Origin of the sequence: Trinickia terrae, assembly GCF_005144415.1 — a bacterium.
GTDB classification, from domain to species: Bacteria; Pseudomonadota; Gammaproteobacteria; order Burkholderiales; family Burkholderiaceae; genus Trinickia_A; species Trinickia_A terrae.
Map to the genome: position 1 here is coordinate 124,970 of NZ_SWJE01000006.1, position 20,532 is coordinate 145,501.

The 20,532-nt window shown below is 61.6% G+C and carries 19 protein-coding genes; 8 read left to right on the forward strand and 11 right to left on the reverse strand.

Annotated elements, in window-relative coordinates:
- Nucleotides 1-180 precede the first annotated feature (180 nt).
- The 4 genes from FAZ69_RS13340 to FAZ69_RS13355 all read left to right on the forward strand — a co-directional run bounded on the left by FAZ69_RS13340 (nucleotide 181) and on the right by FAZ69_RS13355 (nucleotide 4,047).
- A complete protein-coding gene (locus tag FAZ69_RS13340; protein ID WP_136895169.1) occupies nucleotides 181-1,368 on the forward strand; it encodes an NAD(P)/FAD-dependent oxidoreductase in 1,188 nt (395 codons plus the stop codon).
- A gap of 50 nt (nucleotides 1,369-1,418) precedes the next feature.
- The gene (locus FAZ69_RS13345; RefSeq protein WP_136895171.1) at nucleotides 1,419-2,168 is read left to right on the forward strand and encodes an electron transfer flavoprotein subunit beta/FixA family protein; all 750 of its coding nucleotides are present in this window, start codon (nucleotides 1,419-1,421) and stop codon (nucleotides 2,166-2,168) included.
- Complete coding sequence (locus tag FAZ69_RS13350) at nucleotides 2,169-3,098, forward strand: electron transfer flavoprotein subunit alpha/FixB family protein (RefSeq protein ID WP_136895173.1); 930 nt, start codon at nucleotides 2,169-2,171, stop codon at nucleotides 3,096-3,098.
- A 232-nt stretch (nucleotides 3,099-3,330) separates the two neighbouring features.
- Nucleotides 3,331-4,047: a pentapeptide repeat-containing protein gene (locus tag FAZ69_RS13355; RefSeq protein ID WP_136895175.1), complete on the forward strand. Its 717-nt coding sequence runs from the start codon at nucleotides 3,331-3,333 to the stop codon at nucleotides 4,045-4,047.
- On the opposite strand, the gene FAZ69_RS13360 is transcribed toward FAZ69_RS13355, so the two are convergent.
- The 10 genes from FAZ69_RS13360 to FAZ69_RS13405 all read right to left on the reverse strand — a co-directional run bounded on the left by FAZ69_RS13360 (nucleotide 4,040) and on the right by FAZ69_RS13405 (nucleotide 15,578).
- Entirely contained in the window at nucleotides 4,040-5,275 is a 1,236-nt protein-coding gene (locus FAZ69_RS13360) for an alpha-hydroxy acid oxidase (protein WP_136895176.1), read from the reverse strand. The two genes, FAZ69_RS13355 and FAZ69_RS13360, sit on opposite strands and share 8 nt — an antisense overlap.
- A 10-nt stretch (nucleotides 5,276-5,285) precedes the next feature.
- Entirely contained in the window at nucleotides 5,286-6,725 is a 1,440-nt protein-coding gene (locus FAZ69_RS13365) for an FAD-binding oxidoreductase (RefSeq protein WP_136895178.1), read from the reverse strand.
- A gap of 6 nt (nucleotides 6,726-6,731) precedes the next feature.
- Nucleotides 6,732-8,033: an ABC transporter ATP-binding protein gene (locus tag FAZ69_RS13370; RefSeq protein WP_369407745.1), complete on the reverse strand. Its 1,302-nt coding sequence runs from the start codon at nucleotides 8,031-8,033 to the stop codon at nucleotides 6,732-6,734.
- Nucleotides 7,919-8,770 (reverse strand): ABC transporter permease, encoded by an 852-nt coding sequence (locus FAZ69_RS13375; RefSeq protein WP_136895182.1) that lies wholly within the window; start codon nucleotides 8,768-8,770, stop codon nucleotides 7,919-7,921. Before FAZ69_RS13375 ends, FAZ69_RS13370 begins: the two co-directional genes overlap by 115 nt.
- On the reverse strand, nucleotides 8,767-9,552 hold the full coding sequence (locus FAZ69_RS13380) for an ABC transporter permease (RefSeq protein WP_240702217.1): 786 nt from the start codon (nucleotides 9,550-9,552) through the stop codon (nucleotides 8,767-8,769). The genes FAZ69_RS13375 and FAZ69_RS13380 overlap by 4 nt, the downstream gene beginning before the upstream one ends.
- A 132-nt stretch (nucleotides 9,553-9,684) precedes the next feature.
- The gene (locus FAZ69_RS13385; protein WP_136895184.1) at nucleotides 9,685-10,755 is read right to left on the reverse strand and encodes an ABC transporter substrate-binding protein; all 1,071 of its coding nucleotides are present in this window, start codon (nucleotides 10,753-10,755) and stop codon (nucleotides 9,685-9,687) included.
- A gap of 29 nt (nucleotides 10,756-10,784) precedes the next feature.
- Nucleotides 10,785-11,684, reverse strand: a complete 900-nt coding sequence (dapA, locus tag FAZ69_RS13390) for a 4-hydroxy-tetrahydrodipicolinate synthase (RefSeq protein WP_136895186.1) — start codon at nucleotides 11,682-11,684, stop codon at nucleotides 10,785-10,787.
- Between the two features lie 120 nt (nucleotides 11,685-11,804).
- The gene (gene pruA / locus FAZ69_RS13395) at nucleotides 11,805-13,418 is read right to left on the reverse strand and encodes an L-glutamate gamma-semialdehyde dehydrogenase (RefSeq protein ID WP_136895188.1); all 1,614 of its coding nucleotides are present in this window, start codon (nucleotides 13,416-13,418) and stop codon (nucleotides 11,805-11,807) included.
- A 226-nt stretch (nucleotides 13,419-13,644) separates the two neighbouring features.
- Complete coding sequence (locus FAZ69_RS13400; protein WP_136895190.1) at nucleotides 13,645-14,643, reverse strand: LysR family transcriptional regulator; 999 nt, start codon at nucleotides 14,641-14,643, stop codon at nucleotides 13,645-13,647.
- Between the two features lie 71 nt (nucleotides 14,644-14,714).
- Nucleotides 14,715-15,578: an N-formylglutamate amidohydrolase gene (locus FAZ69_RS13405; protein WP_136895191.1), complete on the reverse strand. Its 864-nt coding sequence runs from the start codon at nucleotides 15,576-15,578 to the stop codon at nucleotides 14,715-14,717.
- Between the two features lie 328 nt (nucleotides 15,579-15,906).
- Between FAZ69_RS13405 and FAZ69_RS13410 the strand changes: the two genes are divergently transcribed.
- The 4 genes from FAZ69_RS13410 to FAZ69_RS13425 all read left to right on the forward strand — a co-directional run bounded on the left by FAZ69_RS13410 (nucleotide 15,907) and on the right by FAZ69_RS13425 (nucleotide 18,605).
- Nucleotides 15,907-16,452 carry a cyclase family protein gene (locus tag FAZ69_RS13410; protein WP_136895193.1) on the forward strand — a complete coding sequence of 182 codons (546 nt, stop codon included), beginning with the start codon at nucleotides 15,907-15,909 and terminating at the stop codon, nucleotides 16,450-16,452.
- A gap of 232 nt (nucleotides 16,453-16,684) precedes the next feature.
- Nucleotides 16,685-16,975: a hypothetical protein gene (locus FAZ69_RS13415; protein ID WP_136895195.1), complete on the forward strand. Its 291-nt coding sequence runs from the start codon at nucleotides 16,685-16,687 to the stop codon at nucleotides 16,973-16,975.
- Nucleotides 16,930-18,099, forward strand: coding sequence for a M35 family metalloendopeptidase (locus FAZ69_RS13420; RefSeq protein WP_136895197.1), 1,170 nt, complete (start codon nucleotides 16,930-16,932; stop codon nucleotides 18,097-18,099). The genes FAZ69_RS13415 and FAZ69_RS13420 overlap by 46 nt, the downstream gene beginning before the upstream one ends.
- A gap of 170 nt (nucleotides 18,100-18,269) precedes the next feature.
- Nucleotides 18,270-18,605 carry a metallophosphoesterase family protein gene (locus FAZ69_RS13425; protein ID WP_136895199.1) on the forward strand — a complete coding sequence of 112 codons (336 nt, stop codon included), beginning with the start codon at nucleotides 18,270-18,272 and terminating at the stop codon, nucleotides 18,603-18,605.
- A gap of 18 nt (nucleotides 18,606-18,623) precedes the next feature.
- Here FAZ69_RS13425 and FAZ69_RS13430 read toward each other — a convergent pair whose 3' ends face one another.
- The gene (locus tag FAZ69_RS13430) at nucleotides 18,624-20,321 is read right to left on the reverse strand and encodes a site-specific integrase (RefSeq protein WP_136895200.1); all 1,698 of its coding nucleotides are present in this window, start codon (nucleotides 20,319-20,321) and stop codon (nucleotides 18,624-18,626) included.
- Nucleotides 20,322-20,532: the final 211 nt, after the last annotated feature.

Consider the following 20,532-nt stretch of genomic DNA (forward strand, 5'->3'; position numbering starts at 1 on the left):
TCGAATCGGCCATGAACTCCCGCAAACGCGTCACAGCGGGGGTCAGATTTTTCTGACCCGATGGGGTCGCCAGCACGACTCACGCTTTTACAAAAGATCGCTGCGGCTTATATTTGCGCCCCTTCCGTTTTGACTCGGCACACTTCCTTCATTACCGACAGAAGCGGAAGGAACGGAACAGTGGATAACTATGATGTCGTTGTGATCGGCGCGGGCGTGATCGGCAGTTCCGTCGCGTTTCACCTGTCAAAACTCGGCGCGAAAAAAGTGCTGGTGCTCGATCGTGCAACCATCGGCGCGGGTACGACTTCACAGTCGTCGGGCATTCTGCGCACACACTATTCGGTGAAGGAAAACGTCGAGCTGGCCCGTAAATCGTGGTCGGTATTCAACGACTTCGCCGCCTATCTCGGCGACGACGAGGCGTCGTGCGGCCTCGTAAAATGCGGCTACATGATCGTCGCAGCCGAGGGCGACAAGCTCGAGTCGCTGCGTTCGTCGCTAGACCAGCAGAAACGGCAAGGCATTCCGCTCGAGCGGCTCGATGCGCGCCAGGCGCGAGAGCTGATGCCGATCGCCCAGTTCGACAACGCCGCGCTGATCGGCTACGAGCCCGAAGCCGGCTTCGCGGACGCTTACCTCACCGCCACAAGTTTCGCGCGCGCCGCACGGCGAGGCGGCGTGACGATCCGCGAAAATGTCACCGTGAACAGACTGCTGATCGAGAACGGCAAGGTCATCGGCGTGTCGACCAGCGCCGGCGATTTCGCGACCTCGACCGTCATCAGCACGCAGAATATCTGGACACCAGAACTCGCCGGCTGGACCGGCCAGACACTGCCGATCGCGCCGGAACGGCATGCGGTGCTCGCGCTCGAATGCGAAGCCGCGGCCTACACGTACAAGATGCCGGTGTTCAAGGATCTCGCGTCGGAAGGCATGCTCTACTACCGCAGCTACGGCGGCAACCAGATGCTGGTGAGCGAAGGCGTGGCCGGCGAAAAACTCAATACCGCCGATACCGAACAGGGCGATATCCCAATGGACTATATCGTCGATGTGGGTGCACAGGTCGCCGAACGATTCCCGGCCTACGAAACAGCGGGCATCGCGTCGTCGTGGACTGGTGTCTACGACGTGACGCCCGACTGGAATCCGGTGCTCGGCGCACTGCCCGGCATTGAAGGGCTGGTCGTCGGCTACGGGTTCTCGGGGCACGGCTTCAAGCTGTCGCCGACGGTCGGCAAAATTCTCGCGCAGGCCGCGCTTGGTCTGCCGACGGACGTGTCGCTCAAGCCCTACTCGATCGAACGGTTTTCCACCGGCCAGCTTCTGACGGGCAAATATGGGCTCGGCGCGGTCTCCTGAACCTCTTGCCAATGGGCCACAACAGTCAATCGGAATCAGGAAATGAAAGCATGAAAGTAATGGCAGCGGTAAAACGCGTCGTCGACTACAACGTGAAGGTCCGCGTCAAGGCTGATCAGAGCGGCGTCGACATCGCCAACGTAAAGATGTCGATGAACCCGTTCGACGAGATCGCCATCGAAGCAGCGACGCGTCTGAAGGAAGCCGGTCACGCCAGCGAGGTGGTCGCGGTGACGTGCGGCTCGATGCCAAGCACGGAAACGCTGCGAACAGCGCTCGCGATCGGCGCGGATCGCGCGCTGCACATCCGGACGGACGCGGAATTGCAGCCGCTCGCAGTCGCCAAGCTGCTCAAGGCGGCCGTCGAACGCGAACAGCCGCAACTGGTCATTCTTGGCAAGCAGGCGATCGACGACGATGCAGGCCAGACCGGCCAACTCCTTGCCGCGCTGCTCGACTGGCCGCAGGCGACGTTCGCGAGCGCCATCGAAATCGGCGCCGGGACAGCGACCGTCACACGGGAGGTGGACGGCGGACTCGAAGTGATCGAACTGCAACTGCCCGCCATCGTCACCACGGACTTACGCCTGAACGAGCCGCGCTATGTGACCCTGCCCAGTATCATGAAGGCGAAGAAAAAGCCTATTGACACGGTGAGCCCCAGCGATCTTGGCGTCGATCCCGCACCGCGCCTGAAGACGCTGAAAGTCGTCGAACCGGCAGCGCGCACGGCCGGCGTGCGTGTCGCGGACGTCGCCGCCCTCATCGACAAGCTGAAAAATGAAGCAAAGGTGATCTGAATGCCCACTCTCGTCATTGCCGAACACGACAACGCACAACTCAAGGCCGCGACGCTTCACACTGTCGCTGCCGCCCGCCATTTGAACAACGGCGTGCATGTGCTTGTCGCAGGGCATCATGCTCAAGCCGCCGCACACGCTGCCGGTGCAATAGAAGGTGTCGACAAGGTGATTCTGATCGATGCGCCCCAGCTCGCTGACGGCCTTGCAGAGCGTGTCGCAGCACAGGTCCTGGACCTCGCGCCCTCGTACAGCCATGTGCTCTTTCCAGCGACTGCCTCGGGCAAGAACGTCGCGCCGCGCGTCGCGGCCAAGCTCGACGCATCGCCAATATCCGACGTGATCGCGATCCATTCGCTCGACACGTTCGACCGTCCGATCTACGCGGGCAACGCGATCATCACCGTGCAATGCGAAGACGCGGTGAAGGTCGCGACCATCCGCACGGCGGCATTTGACGCAGCGCCTGCAACTGGCGGACATGCCCCCATCGAGACGAGAGCGGCGGTCGCCGATTCGGGCCGCTCGCGCTTCATACGCCGCGAGATCGCAACCAGCGAGCGGCCCGAGCTGACGTCGGCGCGCGTTGTCGTATCCGGCGGACGCGGCATGGGAAGCGCAGAAAACTTCGCGTTGCTCGATCCACTCGCGCTGAAGCTTGGCGCGGCAGTGGGCGCGTCGCGCGCTGCCGTGGATGCGGGTTTCGCGCCCAATGACTGGCAAGTCGGACAGACCGGCAAGATCGTCGCGCCGCAACTGTACGTCGCGATCGGCATTTCCGGCGCTATCCAGCATCTCGCGGGCATGAAGGATTCGAAGGTTATCGTTGCGATCAACAAGGACGCCGAGGCACCGATCTTCAGCATCGCAGACTACGGTTTGGCCGCCGATCTGTTTGAAGCGATCCCACGGATGACGCAGGCGCTCTAGTCGCGGCAGAGGCGAACCAGATGCATCGGGCCCGCGTCGCGCGCTAACTGTTGCGCAAGAGCCTGGTGCTGACGATGATAGAATCCCGTTGCCGAAAATAGAGTGGCAGGTTGGTATCTCCTGCGCCCACCAAGGGGTTCTATGTGCCACGGCGTCGACCTTACATGGACCAAGTGAGGGGGGCGCATCGTGACCGCGTTGCTGCTTACCCTCCGTACTGAGGAGTCTGCAAATGCTCGGCAACGCAAAAGAGCCGCCTGCCAAAGAAGGTGCGGTATTCAGTGACCTGACCCTGTGCAGGGAAGAATTGACCCATCTGCTTCGCGACTGCGGCGAAGCACCGACATTCGATCACTGCAATTTCGGCGACCAAGACCTTTCCAGCCTGGATTTTCACGCAGCTCGTTTCACCCATTGCACCTTCACAAATACGCTCCTGGAACGATGCGGGCTAGCAGGAAGCCGCTGGCTTGCGTGCATAGGAGCCAGGGCCAAGTTCCGCTACGCGGATCTGACGGATGCCCGCCTTTGCCGAAGCGACCTGAACAATACCGATTGGACTGGGGCGCAGCTCGCGTCGGCCATCTTTACTGAAGTGAAGCTCACGGGCGCGCGCTTTGTAGGCGCTCGCACATTGGGGCTTGGTATCCACGATTCGTTACTGGTTGCGGCGGATCTGCGAGGCATGTCGTTTCGCAAGCAAACGCTCGAGGCGTTGAATTTCTCCGATGCGGATTTATCTGAATGTGACTTTCGCGACGCCGTGTTCGAAGGCGGCAGCCTGCGGAATGCACACCTGCGTGACAGTCGATTTGACGGCGCGGACCTGAGATCCGCAGATTTGAGCGGCCTGAGGTTAACTGATGTGTCGCAGCATCTGAAAGGAACGATTTTGTCAGTAGACCAGGCCATTGCGCTGATCGGCGATTGTGGCGTGCGAGTCATGTAGTTTGGCCATCGAAACCTCTCGGTGACGCCCGGGCGCCGGCCGGCCGCTTTGAACCGCGCGCCGGATCCGGCGCCGGCGTCCCGACCGTCGTTTCGTACAGCCGGAGCCGCGACGCATCGAGCGCGTCGATGCGCGCGCAGCCGATGAGCCGCAAGCAGATTTGCAATTCGTTGTAGAGCAGCGCAAGCACGTGATCGACGCCTTTGCGTCCGTGTCCCGCGAGTCCGTAGAGTGGCGCGCGTCCGAGCAGCACGCCGCGCGCGCCAAGCGCAACCGCCTTCACAATATCGCTGCCGCGTCGCACGCCGCCGTCGATAAAGAGATCGAAGCCGCGCCGCATCGACCCGCGCGCCTCGGCCAGAACCTCCATCGCGCTGGGCGCGCCGTCGAGTTGACGTCCGCCGTGATTCGACAGCACGACGCCGTCGACATCATGCTGCGACGCGCGCATGGCATCGTCCACGCTCTGCACGCCCTTGATGAGAATCTTGCCCGGCCAGTTGCGCCGCAGCCACGCAAGATCGTCCCACTCGAGCGAGCGGTCCATCTGCCGGCTCAACGCGGCGGCCTGAGCTTCAATGCCCGGCCCAATGTCCGCGCTCTTCGCGATGTTGACGAGTTGCGGCACGCCATGCCGCCCCACTCGCGCGGCCCAGCGCGGATGCGTCGCCACGTCCCATAACAGCCGCGGCGTCCAGCGCAGGGGCAACGCGAAGCCAGTACGCGCGTAGTGGTCACGCTGTCCAGCGACAGGGGTATCGACAGTCAGAAGCAGCGTGGTGAAGCCATTGGCGCGGGCGCGCGCCATCATATTTTCGGCAATGCGCCGGTCCTGCTGCACATAAAGCTGCAGCCAGAGTTCGCCGTCGCTCGCGCGGCGCACGTCTTCGATCAGACTCGTGGACGCTGTCGAGAGCGCGAACGGCAGACCGGCTGCATGCGCCGCTTGCGCCAGCGTCTCCTCGGCGCGCGGCCAGTAAAGGCCGTTCAATCCTGTCGGCCCGACGACGGCCGGCCATGCCGCAGGCGCGCCCGCCAGCGTCGTGTGCGTATCGATCGCATCGACATTCACGAGCACGCGCGGCTCGAAGCCTATGCGCTGGAACGCGGTGCGATTGCGCGCCATCGTGATCTCGTCTTCCGCGCCGCCCTCGAGATAGTGATAGGCGAAGCCCGGCAGGGAACGCCGCGCGGCTTCACGATAGTCCGCGACGTTCGAGCAGATCATCGATGCGCCGTCATGCGTCGCTGACGGGCGGCAGTACGCGCCCCGGGTTCATCGTGTCGTTCGGATCGAGCAGGTCTTTCATCTGGCGCATCATCGCGAGCTCCTGGGCGTCCTTGTAGAGCGACATTTCCTCGACATGCAGCGAGCCGATGCCGTGCTCCGCGCTGAACGTGCCGCCCATCGCCGCCGCGATGTCGTAGAGCAGATGGCTGAGCTCGCTCTGCATGCGCATTTTGTCAGGCACTTGCGCCCAGAATTCGTGCGTAAACATCGCGATGTAATGCAGATTGCCGTCGCCCATATGCCCGACGATCACCGGCACGGCCTGCGGATAGTGCTCCGCGAGCGCGGCGCCCGCCTGCCTGACGAAGTCGGGAATGCGATACGTCGGGACCGCGATATCGTGCGTAAGCCCCATGCCTTCGCGGCCATTCGCCTCCGTCACGCTATGGCGAATATTCCAGAGTTCCGCGCGCTGCTGCTCGCTCGACGCGATCACCGCATCGACGATCGCGCCCGTTTCCAAAGGCTGCTCCAGTGCGATGGTCAACCTCTCCGTCAGCGCTTCGCTCGTGCCGGTGGACGCTGCGAGTTCGACCAGCACCATCCATTCGGGCGTCTGCTGGAATGGATTGCGCGCCTTCGCCGCATGACGCAGCGAGATCTCGAACTCGCTCTTCGAGATCAGTTCAAGTCCAACGAGTTCGCCCGGAAAAGCCGATTGCAACGTCAGCCCGACCTGCACGGCCTGATCGACCGTAACGAAGCCGAGCACGGCGGTTGCGAGCGCGCGCGGCTTCGGAAAGAGCTTGAGCGAGGCTGCCGTGACGACGCCCAGCGTGCCCTCCGAGCCGATGAAGAGGTTCTTCAGGTCGTAGCCGCTGTTGTTCTTGCGCAGCGTACGCAGACCGTTCCACACCTTGCCGTCGGGCAGCACCGCCTGCAGCCCGAGCACGAGATCACGCGTGTTGCCGAAGCGCACCACGTTCGTGCCGCCCGCGTTGGTCGCGATGTTGCCGCCGATCTGGCACGAGCCTTCCGCTCCGAGCGTCAGCGGAAACATGCGATCCGCTTCGAGCGCGGCCTGCTGGAGATCGGCGAGGATGCAGCCGGCCTCGACCGTCATCGAGTTGTCGTTCGCATTGATCTCGAGGATGCGGTTCATCTTGCCGAGGTTCAGCAGGATGCTGTTGCCATTCCCATCGGGCACCGAGCCGCCGCACACACTGGTGTTGCCGCCTTGCGGGAACACCTTGATAGCGTTCGCGTTACAGTATGCGAGCACCTTCGACACCTGCTCGACGCCGCGCGGAAACACCACGCACGCGGCCGTACCTGAATGACGCTTGCGCCAGTCGATCAGGTGCGGCGCCATGTCATCGGCGGCGTCGACGACGTTGGCTGCACCCGCCAGCTCGCGCATCGCCTCGATAATCTTGTGCTGTTCCATGTTCGATTACCTTTTCAGAACCACGCTATCGTTCGCCGACCAGCTAACCGTCATCCGATGACCGGACGGCATGCGTTCCGCGGCGCGCGACGAGATCGTCTTGACCAGCAACGGCGCGCCGCCCTCGCGAATCAGTTCGATGCGCGTCATGCCGCCGACGAACGAGGTCTGCGCAATCTTGCCGGTGCATGCATTCTGTCCCGCCGCGGCTGCCGCATCGCCGTCCAGCGCGGCGATCTTCTCGGGACGCACCAGCACTTTCACACGTGAGTCTTCCGCGTGGCCTTCGGTGCTGCGTACCTTGAGCACGAAGCCGTCCGGCGTGGTCACCGTATCTTTCGCCGTCACGGTCCCTTCGATCAGGTTCGATTCCCCGACGAAATCCGCGACGAACTCGTTGACCGGCTCGAAATACAGCTCGTCGGGCGTGCCGATCTGCGCGATGCGACCGCCGTTCATCAGACATACCCGATCTGACAGATTCAGTGCCTCTTCCTGGTCATGCGTGACGTATACCAGCGTCGTGCCCAGATCCTTGTGCAGGCGCTTGATTTCGCCTTGCAACTGGTCGCGGAGCTTCTTGTCGAGCGCACCGAGCGGCTCATCCATCAGAATCACCGACGGCGAATACACGATGCAGCGTGCGATGCCCACCCGCTGTTGCTGGCCTCCCGACATCTCACGCGGCTTGCGATGCTCATAGCCAACGAGGCCGACGCGCTCCAGCGCGTTGCGCACCCTCTTCGCGACCTCCTCCTTGCCAAGCCCGCGGATACGCAGCGGAAACGCGACGTTGTCGAATACGTTCAGGTGCGGCAGCAACGCATAGTTCTGGAACACCATGCCGAGACCCCGCTCGCGCGGCGGCACGGTCGAGACGTCGTTGCCATTGAGCAGGATGCGCCCGCTCGTCGGCGCGATCGCGCCCGCGATAATGTTCAAAATCGTGCTCTTGCCCGATCCGCTCGGTCCGAGCAGGCTCAGGAACTCGCCCTCGCGAACCGTGAGATCCGTGTTGTGCAGGGCAATCGAGTTGCCATACGTCTTGCCGACGCCTTCGAAAACAATCATGTTGCCCTTCATATTCGTTGCGCCAGATGCCGCACGCGTGCCTGCAGCGCTGCGCAGTTCCGCACCAGCCGAAGGCAGCCCTTCATTCTCGAGCAGTACGTGAGCCATCGTTACCTCCAGCTTCAATGTGAGGATTCGGGTGCGGCCGGCTGCAGCGACGCCGAGACACAGCAGAACACCAGCGAAAGCACTGTCAGCAAAGCGGACACCGCGGCGATCACCGGCGAGATATCCCATTGGATACTGCTGTACATCTTGACCGGCAGTGTCGTGGTGGTCGGGCTCGTGAGAAACCACGCGATCACCACTTCGTCGAACGACACCAGGAAGGCGAAAAGCGCGCCGGCGAAGATCGACGGCCGCAATTGCGGCAGTACGACCTTCATGAACACCGTTCTGCGCTTCGCGCCCATGATGGTCGTCGCAAACTCGAGCGCCGGGTCGAGTTTTTTGACGCCTGCCATTACCGTCATCATCATGAATGGAGTGACATACGCGACGTGGCTCACGACGAGACCCGCCGTCGTACCGACCAGATGCAGGCGTGACAGATACAGATAGAGACCGAGCGAAATGACGATCACCGGCACGAGGATGGGGCTCATGAGCAGCAGCATCACGAGACGCTTGCCGGGAAACTCGAAGCGCACGAGCCCGTAGGCCGCCGGCACACCGGTCAGCGCCGCGATAACCGTTGTCATCGAGGCCACCTTCACGCTTTGCAGGATTGAGCCGACCCATGCGCTGGATCCGAAAAGCTGCTGGTACAGCTCAAGTGTCCAAACACGCGGCGGGAAAGCGAGCTCTCCGCTTCCGCCGAAAGAAATCGGAATGACGATCAGCGTCGGCACAAGAATGAATATGTACACTGCCAGCGCGATCACATTGCGTAGCCGCGCGTAGCGGCGCGTCAGCCGATCGATCACCACGCCACCGCTCTTCGCACGCGCGGGCATCTCCATGGACGGTGTCATGCGAAGACTCCTTGTTTCGTGCCGCTTTCCGCGCTATTCGTCGCAACGCGGCGTGTGCTGCGCCTCCGGAACCAATCTGCCCCGAGCGCGGCGAGCGTCACGATGCCGAGCAGGATCACGCCGATCGCCGAAGCCATGTTCCAGTCAAGCGCCTCACGGGTATAGAAATCAACGAGGTTCGACATCATCGCGTCCTTCCGGCCGCCGAGCAGTGCGGGAATCACGAAGAACCCCAACGACATGACCGTCGTGCTCAGACCAGCCGAAACTACCCCCGGCAGACTCAGCGGCAGTGTGATCTGGAAAAAGATGCGAGGCGGTTTCGCACCGGCAATCTCGGAAGCGAGATATAGCGAGCGGTCGATTGCCAGCAGACTGGCTAACACCGGAAACACGATGAACGGAATCAGGTAGTTCGTCATGCCCACAATCACGCCAAAGCGGTTGAAGAGCATCGGCAACTGGACCTGCGTGTGAAACAGCACGGAAAGCGCATGATTGACGAGCCCGTCGCGGCCGAGCAGCACGGTGAACGCATAGCTCTTCACGAGAATGCTGGTCCAGAAGGGCACCAGCACGAGCACCATGTAGATTGCCCTTTTGCGCGGACTCTGGCGGGCGAGATGCAAGGCGATCGGATAGCCGAGCAGCATGCTCGCAGCTGCAGCGCTGACACTGATCTCGAACGTCGACCACAGTGTCCGCAGAAACAGCTCGCTGGCCAAAAGCCGATGGTAGGCAGCAATCGTCGGCCCACCAGCGGCCCAGAAGCTCGTGTACACGACATACGCGAGCGGTACCAGCATTACGAAAAACAGGAACACCGTTGCTGGGCCGACGTAAAGCAGCCCATCGTGACGAGATTTCATTTTTGTCTCCTCCCTCAACGACCCCACAGATAGTCAGCATCCCGACTAACCGAGCACCCACTCCTTGAAACGCAGCGTCAGCTCGTCGTAATGGTCTGCCCACCACAGGTCGTTACTGATCGCATTAGACTTGCTGGACGGGTCTGACAGCCATTTACGCGTTTCCGGCTTCATCAGCGCGAGCGCCGAGCGGCTGGCGGGCGTATTGACCAGGTACTCCATCAGCGCAGCCTGACGGTCGGGACGCATCGCAAACTGCACGAACTTCATCGCGTTGGCCTTGTTCGGCGCATTCTTCAACACGACGAGATATTCGAGGCCGACGAGGTTCTGCTTGAAGGAGAAATTGATCGGCTTCTTCGCTTCCTGCGCGGCCTTCACGCGGGTCGAATACGTGTAGCTGAAATCGACCTGACCGGTTTCGACGAGCGCCACCGTCTGCGGCGTCTGATCGACCCAGTTCGAGATGTAAGGCTTGATGCGATCGAGCGCGCGAAATGCACGCTCCACGTCGAGCGGATACAGCTTCTCGGGAGGCACGCCATCGGCGAGCAGCGCGATTTCGAGCGTCTCGCTCACGCGGTTGCGCAGCGCCCGATGACCCGGGAATTTTTTGACGTCCCAGTAATCCGCAAAGGTCTCCGGATGCTTGCCGTCCGGAAACCTGCTGTTATCCCAGCAGATACCGCCGGTGAAGCCGTAGAACGGCACGGCCTCCTTCGTCATCGGCACGATCAGGTCTTTCGTGTTGAAGAGCGCGGGATCGAGCGGTTCCCAGTAGCCGTTCTTCGAGCCCGTCATCGCCATCGGGCCGACGGCGTCGAACACGTCCCACTGCACGTTGTTGGTCATTACCTGCGCCTTGACCTTCGCGAGATCCGGCGTGTCGACCAGCGTGACCTGCACGCCGAACTCCTTTTCGAAGGGCTTGGCAAGCGCCTCTTCGACGCCCTGGTGATAGTTGCCGCCCCAGCTCACCATGACGAGATTGCCCGCGGCCATCGCCTTGCGGGAGGTGATGACCATCGGCGCGGCGATCGCACCGGACAGCAGCGTCGCGCCGGCGCCCTGCAGGAACCTGCGTCGCGGCAGGACGGGTTTCGGGTTCGATGACATGGCTTTGCTCCTTCTAATGTACGAGTGGTCTACTCGGCTTCGCGCGCCACCAGCGGTCCGAGAATATCGGCCAGACGGCTACGGAGCGCGTCCGAAGCCCCGCTGAGGGGCGCCAGAATGCCGCCGAAATCGAGGCCTTGCAGCTTGAGCGCAGCCTTGACGCCAGCGGGGTTCGGTTCGGCGAACATGGCGTCGATCAGCGGCCGCAGCGACGCATGCAGCGCGATCGCCTCAGCGAGCCGGCCGCTCATCGCGAGACGCAGCACCTTCGCCCACTGCCTCGGGATCAGGTTTGAACTCACGATGATGGCGCCGACTGCACCCATCGCGACGTGCAGCGGCATCACGTCTTCCTCGCCGGTGAGGATCGCGATTTTCGACCGGGCGAGTTCCGCGGCGCGCATCTGCTGCGCCAGATCCGGATTGCATGCCTTGATGCCAACCACGCGCGTCATGTCCGCGAGCTTGTCGACCGTTTCGTAGTGCAGCGATACGCCCGTGCGATACGGAATCTCATACAGGATGATGTCCGCATCGACTTCATCCGAGAACCGCTTGTAGTAGTCGAGAATGCCCTGCTGGGTGGGCCGGAAATAGTACGGCGTCACCACCATCAGCGCCTTCGCGCCGGCGGCGATGAATGCTTTCGCGTTGTCGATCGCATCGCCGAGGCCCGGCGACAGCACGCCTGGCACGACGTGCAGCTTGTCTGCGCCCGCGTCGAGCGACGCCTCCACCACGCGCAGACGTTCCGCCGCGGTGAGCGAGGTGTATTCGCCGCTGCCGCCGAGCGGCACGATGCCGTCCGCGTTCGCCGCGACAAGGTTGGCGATCAACTGCCGCAGCGGCGCGGCATTGAAGCGGTCGCTGGCATCGAGCGGAGTCGGAACCGCGGTCAGAATCCCGGCGTATTTGTGATTCGGTGTCATAGGCTTGAAATGGTTGACTGACAAACACGATATGAAGCCAAAAACAGTCTGCTCAGTTCATCACATCCGGTTAGCTTCGATATAAGAGCACTTGATTCAACTCGCCCTCAACCCGCAACGTCAGCCGCCGAAAGACCACTCGCGCGCAGGCAGGTAGGTCTCCTTCACCACGCGAGGAGAAGCCCAGCGCAGCAGGTTCAGATAAGAACCCGCCTTGTCGTTCGTGCCGCTGGCCCGGCCGCCGCCGAATGGCTGCTGGCCGATCATCGCGCCGGTTGGCTTGTCGTTCAGGTAGAGGTTACCCGCAGCGTTCAGCAGCGCCGCTTCTGCTTCATGAAGCGCGAAGCGATCCGTGCAGAAGATCGAGCCGGTCAGCGCATACGGGCTGGTCGAATCGATCAGCGCCAGCGTCTCGGACCAGGCGTTGTCCGCGTACACGAACACGGAGAGGATCGGCCCGAACAGTTCTTCGGTCATCACCGCGTGCTTCGGGTCCTGCACTTCGAGCACGGTCGGCTCGACGAACCAGCCCGGTTCCGACCACGTCTTGCCGCCCGCGATGACGGTCACCTTGCTATCGTCTTTCGCCGCGTTCAATACGGCGGTCAGCTTTGCGTGCGAGGCCTGCGAGATCACTGCGCCCATGAACGTGCGGTTCAGATCGGCGACATCGCCCACCCTCAGTTGCGCGAGGCGCTCGACAAGCTCTTGACGCACGGCCGGCCACAGACTTTGCGGAATATAAGCCCGCGATGCCGCGCTGCATTTCTGCCCCTGGTATTCGAACGCGCCGCGGATCAGCGCAATCGCAAGTTCGGACGGATGCGCGGACGGATGCGCGAGCACGAAATCCTTCCCGCCCGTTTCTCCGACGAGACGCGGAATCGTACGGAACGCATCGACCTTCGAGGCCACGCCTTTCCACAGCGACTGGAACACTGCCGACGAGCCGGTGAAGTGGATACCGGCGAGTTCCGGCGAATCGAGCACGACACGCGTGGTGAGTTCTGCTTCGCCCGGCACGAAGTTGATCACGCCGGCCGGCAGGCCCGCCTCCTCGAGCGCCTCGAAACAGATCCAGTTGGCCAGCGCCGATTTCTCCGACGGTTTCCACAGCACCGTGTTGCCCATGATCGCGGGAGCGGTCGTCAGGTTGCCTCCGATCGCCGTGAAGTTGAACGGCGACACGGCATACACGAAGCCTTCCAGCGGACGCCAATCGGTGCGATTGACGGCCGTGGCGACCGACATCGGCTGCTCGGCGTACACGCGCTGCGCGTTATAAGAGTTGAAGCGCAGGAAGTCGATCAGTTCGCAGGCCGAGTCCGGTTCTGCCTGATCGATGGTCTTGCTTTGACCAAGCATCGTCGCAGCATTGATGCGCATGCGCATGCGTGTGGCGATGATGTCCGCCGCGCGATGCAGGATGGTGGCCCGGCTCGCGTGCGACAGCGCCGCCCAGTCACGCGCGACCGATTTCGCGTTGGCGATCGCTTCGCCGATCTGCGCATTCGTCGGACGATGGATACGCGCAAGCAGCCGTTGATGATCGTGCGGCGCGCGCACTTCGACGACGTCGTTCGAGAAGTAGCGCTTGCCGCCGATCACCGTCGGGATCTCGACAACCTCGCGGACATCCAGCGCTTGCTGCAGTTGCGCAGCGGCCTCGGTTCCGGCGCCGAAATGCACCTCGGGCTCGTTGACCGGCAACGGGAAATGTGGACTGGAATTCACCCCTGCTCCTTAAGGACGTTTGGACCGATGGCCGGCACTTGCATGTCAGAAGCCGGAGCGCGCCCCGACACAGACATCCGGCCAGCCAGATGTCATCCAGCGTAGAGCAGGAGAAAAATATGCCTGCTTGTTTCAGGCAACCTTATGCATAGGATTGAGCGCCGTTATGAACCGCCCGGGGAGGGGGCGGGATTTCCCTAGCACGCGCGACACGGCGTCTGGAGAGTCAGACGTCTTCAATCAGGATTTCGTGCGGCTTCAGGGAAAGCGCTGCCGCTATGTCCCGAGAGACCTGGCGCTCGAAGGTGAGTCGCAACATTTCATGCAAGTCGTTCGGTAGCCGGCCCAGCTCGCCTTCCCTGAAAGCGATATAGAAAGTTCGGCTCATCGTCTCGTATGGCCGACCGCGCTGGGAGAAAGCAGATAGCGGAACAACGCGTATGCCGGGCACGTGGTGCCGTGACTGCCAAAGGCACAGCGGGGTGGTAATTGCAAAGCCCAGGCCCGCAGACACCAGACTTAACATCGGGTCGGTGGCATCGAACTCACACGTGCGTTCAATGTTGTCTGTATGTGCGGCGAGGTAAGCGTCGACCTGCTGGCCGATGACCGAGCGCGCGCTGTAACGAATGAGTTGAAGGTGCCGGCTAAGCTCCGTGAGCGTCGAGAAATGGTCAACTTCGAAGCTCTTAGGCAGGGCAACCAGGAAAGGTTCGGAAAAAAGCTTATGGCGCCGGATACCAGGAGTCTGACTTTGCTGGCTCGTGGTGACTGCAATGTCCAGTTGTCGAGCTTCGAGTTGGGCATCCAGGGTTGGTGTTATGCCGGACCACAAGCGGATATGATGCGCCGTCCCAGCGAGCGCCCGGATAACCAGCGGTCCAATTGTCGCGGCGAACGAGTCGACGCAGCCTAGCCTCACCACAACTCGCTTCGCGCGCGTCACGTTTCGCACGCTCTCGACCATCTGGCTCGCACCTTGAAGCAGCACGGTGGCATGCTCGAAAAGCCGCTGCCCTGCAGCCGTTGGTCGTGCCGGTCGCGTTGCCCGATCGAGCAGTGTCGTATCGAGCACCGACTCCAGCACCTTGATGCGCTGCGATACGCCTGCCTGCGAGATGGCAAGCCGGCTCGCTGCATCCGAAATGGACCCCGCTTCCACTACCGCCACCCAACTCGCGAGCAGATCCCAGTCGGGATAATTTTCAGGTGCGCCAGTTTTCATGGTCAGTCATCACGTGACAACTCAATTTAACACGGACACTGACCGTACCATAATGAAAAAGGGTGCCAGCTTCACCGGGAAGGCGCACCGGAACGTTGACTGTCCGGCGCTCCCTGGCCCGACGTCATTGTGCGTACCGCGCCGTCCAGTGCCTTGAGCATGGCGGCAATCGTCGTTTCAAGACCATCATTTTCTTGACCAGGATCTGCCTGCATAGGGTCGAAGCGCGCCGCACACTCCAAACGGAATCGACCGGCAGCCTCCATTTCAATGACATGCACGCCTGCACGAGGATTGCCGTAATGCTGTGCCGCGAAATTATCCGCAATTTTGCCGTTGACAACCCATGATCGCCCGCACGCCTGAACAGCATCTGTGAGCGCCTTGACCAGCGTCCGGTCGCTGGACAGTCCAGTGCAAGTACCGATGTTGCAGTCAATCGTTCCATACTGCGATCGGTAAGGAGATAACCACCAGCTGGCGTGCGAGACGAGAACAACAATCTGCTCATGCGCCGAACGCAGTCGCTCAATTTCATTCGCTACACAACGATGGAAAGGCCGCCAGTATTTTTCCACGCGGGCAGCAACCTCGTCGGCGGAAAGTTCGGCATTCTTTTCGTAGAGGGCTTCACCCCGGGAAGTATGAGTGCGGCAAAGACCCAAACGATTAAGGCTTGGCGTCAGTGAGCGATTGTCCTCGGCAACGTTGAAATCGATGACACAGGGATGGTAGTGCCCTGAGATCACCGTCGCTCCATATTCGCGCGCGATTGACTGTAGTAGTAAGCCAGCTGGATCTGCAAGCCGACCCTTTATTGGCTGCCACGCCGCGTGATCGAGCAAATCAGCGGGGATTTCCGAGCCGGTGTGCGGCGTGAGAACAAGAACCGGCGCATCGCCACGAGCGACCGGCTCGTGTCCGAGAGTAGACATGGAAAAATCCTCTGATCCTGCCCGGGGAACACCGGCGCGTGTATATGTCGGCGGAGAAACCACTCACAAGAAGAATACCCGAACACATTTCGCTGATCGCGTTCTTCAGCGCAACTTAAGCTCTATATAAGCAGACGTTTTATCGCCAGCACCGAGAGTAAGCTGAGCCATTGTGCGCACACAATAAAGCCTGCACTCGAGATCTATGCAGGGCCTCGCTCCCCGGCTCACAGCGCATGAGCGTTACTCCCTGATAGCCTGCACTCGTGCTATTGCGCGGGATGCTCGACACGCGAAAACCCTGCTTGAAGGTCACGATGCAGTCGTCATGGATGCGCGAACCGAGAGTGACCTTGACGAGCTGGTTGGCCTGGTCGTGGGTTCGCGCGACCTATTGCTCGCTGGCTCCACAGGCCTGCAGCGTGCGCTCGCCCGCACGTTGCCTGCGCCTGTTGTATCTGCGGAGCGTGCTGGGAAGCCCGTCACGGTTCAATGCCGCGCGGCGCGTTCGTCGCGAAGCGTAGCGCGCTGGTCGTCGCGTTGGCCTGACACGGTTCGTATGCAGAACCGCGACGCGAACGGTGTCGCACATTTTCCCGGCTGGACGCTCGGCGCGCTTCGGTTGATCTTCGAGGAACGTGGTGCGATGGCCTGCGGACATGAGACCCTGGACACCGACGGCGGCATTGCGGTGAGCCGCGGTGACGGATCACTCGAACGATATGTGCTCGATCAGGACCGCTGGCAGATCGAAATGCTGGCGAATCTCGATGCACTGCCCGAGGCGGGGGCACTCATCGTCGCGACGTGGCCGAAGCCGAAGCGCGGCTCCGGATTTCCGGCACGCGTTTTTGCGATTGTGCCGCACCAGTGATACGTGGCGCCTTCGGCTCTGCGGTCATCCATCAGTGCACTCAAAAGTTTTCCCTTTGGATCTTTCCCTCCAATTTAGGCTGTTGAGAATCGATCCGGATGTAACGCGAACGTTGGCGGTGGCGCCGAGCCTCGCCTGTTGCTAAACGAGTATATTGATCCAGGCGAATGCCATCTGTCGCACAAATGCGCTACGTCGGGCATCGCGTGCGCGACCGTAAAATGACGGCCTTATGCGCCACACCAAGACCGGCCCAAAGCCGACATCCATCAACGTCGCGATCGTCGACGACGACCGCAATTTTGTTGACGCATTGAACCGTGCGCTACAGAGCGCGCCGGACATGCAGTTGACGGGCGCCCTGCCTAATTTGTTTGCCGCCGTGTGGGACTTCACGCCCGATCTCACGCGCTATCTGGCGGCTTTGTCAGGAAAGGTTGGCACCGAACAATTGTCCATATACCAAAAGGTGTTTTCATGCAATACATTAATATCGCGAAAGCAATGGAAGAAATTGCCATAACTGATATGGGGGCGATTTTGGCTGACCATATTGCAAGCAGCTTGAGCAAGAAAAACCGATCGCAAGTCGAGGCAATCAATCAGGCATTGAACTTCAGTTTCCCGTTGTTTAGAACGCGCCCTATCAACGGGAATCGTATACTCGAGCTAAGGCGCGCGGCGATGCTCATATCGAAAACGTTCGAAACACCCTCTGCGCCGCTGCCGCGAGGAGGACGCGCGCCCCATGAGAGTTGGGACGAGCAAGATCTCGAAGTGTACATTGGCCAGCAAAAGCAGGCCGCTGAACGCAAGCCAAAGCCGGCGGGAGCCCCCGGCCCCTATTTGGGAGCGAGCTTCTGGGCTTATGCTACCGAGGACGAACGCTCGACTGCCATTACTGGATATCGGGAATCCCTTGAACTTTGCACGTTTGGCCTGCTGGCGGCTACGCATGCGACCCGCGCCGCCGTGACGGGGCCGTCACAAATGGGCATTGATATCTATGCGGATTTGGTGAGGATTTGGTTCGGAAGCGCGCCGGGAACAGCCGAAAAAGTAAGGGATGCCCTTCACAAGACGCTGTCCGGACTCAAAACAAGGTATATCAGGCTGGGATATGGCGGAAAGAATGTCAGGGCTGTTGGAGCCAACACGTTCAAGGAGGCCGGCTTTGGAGATGGTGGCGCTAAGGTGGGTAATATTTCGGCAATCGGGAACGGGATCTTTGCATATGCTCCTAGCAAATCATCGGGAGTCACCGACCAGTTTGTTTTAGGTAAGCTGTTCTTCGATTCACAACATACGACGATCGGGCTTACAAACCAAATTGTAGCGATTGACGATGAAGAGAAGATGGACGTGACCCGCAGCGGCGCCGTGGTCCATGAAGCCACCCACATGTACGCGGGCACGATCGATGTCCCCCTCAGCGATGCAGTATACGACAGTTGTGGTTGGGAGCATCCGGGCGTAAAGGATAAGAGAAAACTGGCTTACGGAGCGCAACGATGCCTGTCTTTGGCGAAATCAACGCCCACCAACGCCGCCCAATCTGCGCTCGACAATGCGGACACCTATCGTATTTTTTGTGAGCTTGCGAAGTACCACCGGCAACATGCAGGTGCACCGGTCGTCATCCGGTGAACTGCGCGACGGTTCGGCGTGTGCCGGCTGGACGGCTTGCCTCGGGCGGATTTGGCAGCCATCAGCACGGCAACGGCATAAAGCACCGGGACGACGGGGAGCAGCCTAGGCAGCAGTCGCTAAATCGCGAGGGCGAAACGAGGGGCAAGCAACGGATCACGGGGGAAGAATTGAAGTTCATCCATGCCGCAGACCTGCACATTAACAGCCCGCTGCGCGGTCTTGATGCTTACGAAGGCGCACCTGTTGATCGATCGCGGGGCGCGACGCGTCAAGCGTTTGTCGCACTGGTTGATTTGGCCATCGCGCAGCAAGTTGATCTGGTAGTCCTCGCTGGCGACATCTACGATGGCAACTGGACAGACTTTCGCACTGGCTTGTTCTCTCGCGTGCAAATGGTACGGCTTACGCGGGCGTCCGGGTCTTCATGGGGGCTCAACAAGGTAAGCGTGAATTCCTATCATAAGCCTCTTGGTTATATAGATCGCTGTTTCTATATGGTTTAAACGCAGTTCGTTCGAATGCTACCGGGCCGCGAAAGCGTCGCGTATCTGTCGGGCTCGTTTGGCTTCGTCGCTGTGCAGGTAAATCGAGGTGGTCGAGATGGACGCATGACGCAGGTTGTCCCGAACGGTGGTCAGTTCGGCGCCCCGTGCCAGTGCATGGGTCGCGTGGGTGTGCCTTGTCCAGTGCGGACTTGCGCGTCGAAGCTTGTCGGCAAGCACCGGGCTGTCCGCGGCAACCAATTCGGCCGCCTTGGCAAAGAATCGCCGCGTGATCTCCCATAGCCTGACCGAGCTGATGCCTGCCGCGCTTTCCTGCTCAAGACTACCAATCAGCGGTGTGGCGGGATGCCATCGGGTGGGCGTCACGGGCAGGCCTCGTTCCACCAGATAGCGGTCCAGTGCCGTGCGCGCGAGCGGAGGCAGTGCCACCTTACCGGTCTTGCGGCCTTTCCCGATAAGGCTCACCCATTGATCGCCGCGGGCGTCGGTCTCGATGCGTCCGAGCGTGGCGCCAACCAGTTCGCTGACGCGCAAACCGGTCGCATACGCGAAATCCAGTACAAAGCGCAGGCGTTGCGACGCGGGCGCTTCCCAGCCATACGACCATTCGAGTCCGTCGGCGATTGCACGCACGAGCAGCCACTCCCCTTCCGTGAATGCGTGTGAAGCGTCCAGCGCGGTCGAGCGGGTGCCGCCGCGTACCTTCACGCCCGCGAACGAATTGGCCAGTACGTCGCGCTGCTCGATCAACCAGCGGAACATCGCCCCCAGCACCGAGAGCGCGTGCGCGGCCGAGCGGGCCGAGAGCGCGCCGGTGAACGGGCGCCAGTCCGATGCAGTGCGCGGCCGCACCGGGCCGATCCAGCGCTCGCGTGGCGTCGGGCGTCGCAGGAAGGCGCGGTACGCGATTGCGTCTTCGGTACTCAGCGACGACAACGCCCGCCCTCGCTCGACGATTGCCCACAGGATCAGGCGCTCGGCCTCCTTGCGATAGGCGCGCTGCGTGGCGGCCGACTCGTGCAGCGACAGCCACGCCTGGACAGCTTGATAGTCGTTATTTGCGTCGAGTGTGCACGTCTGCCGCGGTGCCCGGAAGGTGCCGGCCGAGCCATCGACCTCGTGCGGCAACCGCAGCGCTTCCCACGGCACGATGACGTCGCGCGCAGCGCCGGTGATCAGCGCGCGAGCGCGCTCGGTGAGCGCCGGATGCGCGGCGAAGAACGCCTCGATGCGCCGGGCGCTCGCCCGACCGAGACCCGGCACCGCTTTCCACCACTGGCGCCGACGGGGGATGCGCACGGTGAGATCCGCCAGCGTGTCGATGCCGCGGGCCCGGAGTGCCGCCACGGCGCGCGCCGGGAACCAGGCGCTAACGCCGTCGCCGATCTGTGGTTCGGGGATGCCCGACGTCCGCAGCGCTTCGATCGCCTGTGTGACGGCCGCCGCGCATTGGAGCCGATTGGCTGCCGCATGGCCGAGCAACGTCGCGAGATCGTCGCGGTGCACCCGGCGCGCGACGGCCACCAACTGCCGGCGGATACGCCCGAGCACCGCGCGCGCAGATCGCCCGTCGCCAAGGCGGTCGGGCAGATACCGGGCGACGGCTTCGCGTTTCGAAAGCCCCGCATACCATGCCCGCAGGGCGGCCAGTTCGTCCGCGGCCGGGAAGCCGGCTGGTGGAGCCGCCGCGGGGGATCGCATCAGGTGCGTTTTCATGAGCAGGAGTTTAGCGCGCCAATGCATCCACCGAGATAAGAAAACTTATCACAATAGTGCGATTTCGTTGCACTTTCCGCGGGCTCCTTAGCCCCACTCTCCTCACCCGGATGCGCCGCTGATCTCGGTTAGCGTTCTCTCTCCGACGCGACTACGCCGTCGCGAACAATCCGCTCGAGCTGACATTCTCGAAGGACAACGACGAGTGCAC

Coding starts and splice junctions, on each gene's coding strand:
- FAZ69_RS13345 (WP_136895171.1), top strand. CDS start 1,419: ATGAAAGTAATGGCAGCGGTAAAACGCGTCGTCGACTACAACGTGAAG.
- FAZ69_RS13350 (WP_136895173.1), top strand. CDS start 2,169: ATGCCCACTCTCGTCATTGCCGAACACGACAACGCACAACTCAAGGCC.
- FAZ69_RS13355 (WP_136895175.1), top strand. CDS start 3,331: ATGCTCGGCAACGCAAAAGAGCCGCCTGCCAAAGAAGGTGCGGTATTC.
- FAZ69_RS13360 (WP_136895176.1), bottom strand. CDS start 5,275: ATGATCTGCTCGAACGTCGCGGACTATCGTGAAGCCGCGCGGCGTTCC.
- FAZ69_RS13365 (WP_136895178.1), bottom strand. CDS start 6,725: ATGGAACAGCACAAGATTATCGAGGCGATGCGCGAGCTGGCGGGTGCA.
- FAZ69_RS13370 (WP_369407745.1), bottom strand. CDS start 8,033: ATGGGATATCTCGCCGGTGATCGCCGCGGTGTCCGCTTTGCTGACAGT.
- FAZ69_RS13375 (WP_136895182.1), bottom strand. CDS start 8,770: ATGACACCGTCCATGGAGATGCCCGCGCGTGCGAAGAGCGGTGGCGTG.
- FAZ69_RS13385 (WP_136895184.1), bottom strand. CDS start 10,755: ATGTCATCGAACCCGAAACCCGTCCTGCCGCGACGCAGGTTCCTGCAG.
- dapA (WP_136895186.1), bottom strand. CDS start 11,684: ATGACACCGAATCACAAATACGCCGGGATTCTGACCGCGGTTCCGACT.
- FAZ69_RS13400 (WP_136895190.1), bottom strand. CDS start 14,643: ATGAAAACTGGCGCACCTGAAAATTATCCCGACTGGGATCTGCTCGCG.
- FAZ69_RS13405 (WP_136895191.1), bottom strand. CDS start 15,578: ATGTCTACTCTCGGACACGAGCCGGTCGCTCGTGGCGATGCGCCGGTT.
- FAZ69_RS13410 (WP_136895193.1), top strand. CDS start 15,907: ATGGATGCGCGAACCGAGAGTGACCTTGACGAGCTGGTTGGCCTGGTC.
- FAZ69_RS13415 (WP_136895195.1), top strand. CDS start 16,685: ATGCGCCACACCAAGACCGGCCCAAAGCCGACATCCATCAACGTCGCG.
- FAZ69_RS13420 (WP_136895197.1), top strand. CDS start 16,930: ATGCAATACATTAATATCGCGAAAGCAATGGAAGAAATTGCCATAACT.
- FAZ69_RS13430 (WP_136895200.1), bottom strand. CDS start 20,321: ATGAAAACGCACCTGATGCGATCCCCCGCGGCGGCTCCACCAGCCGGC.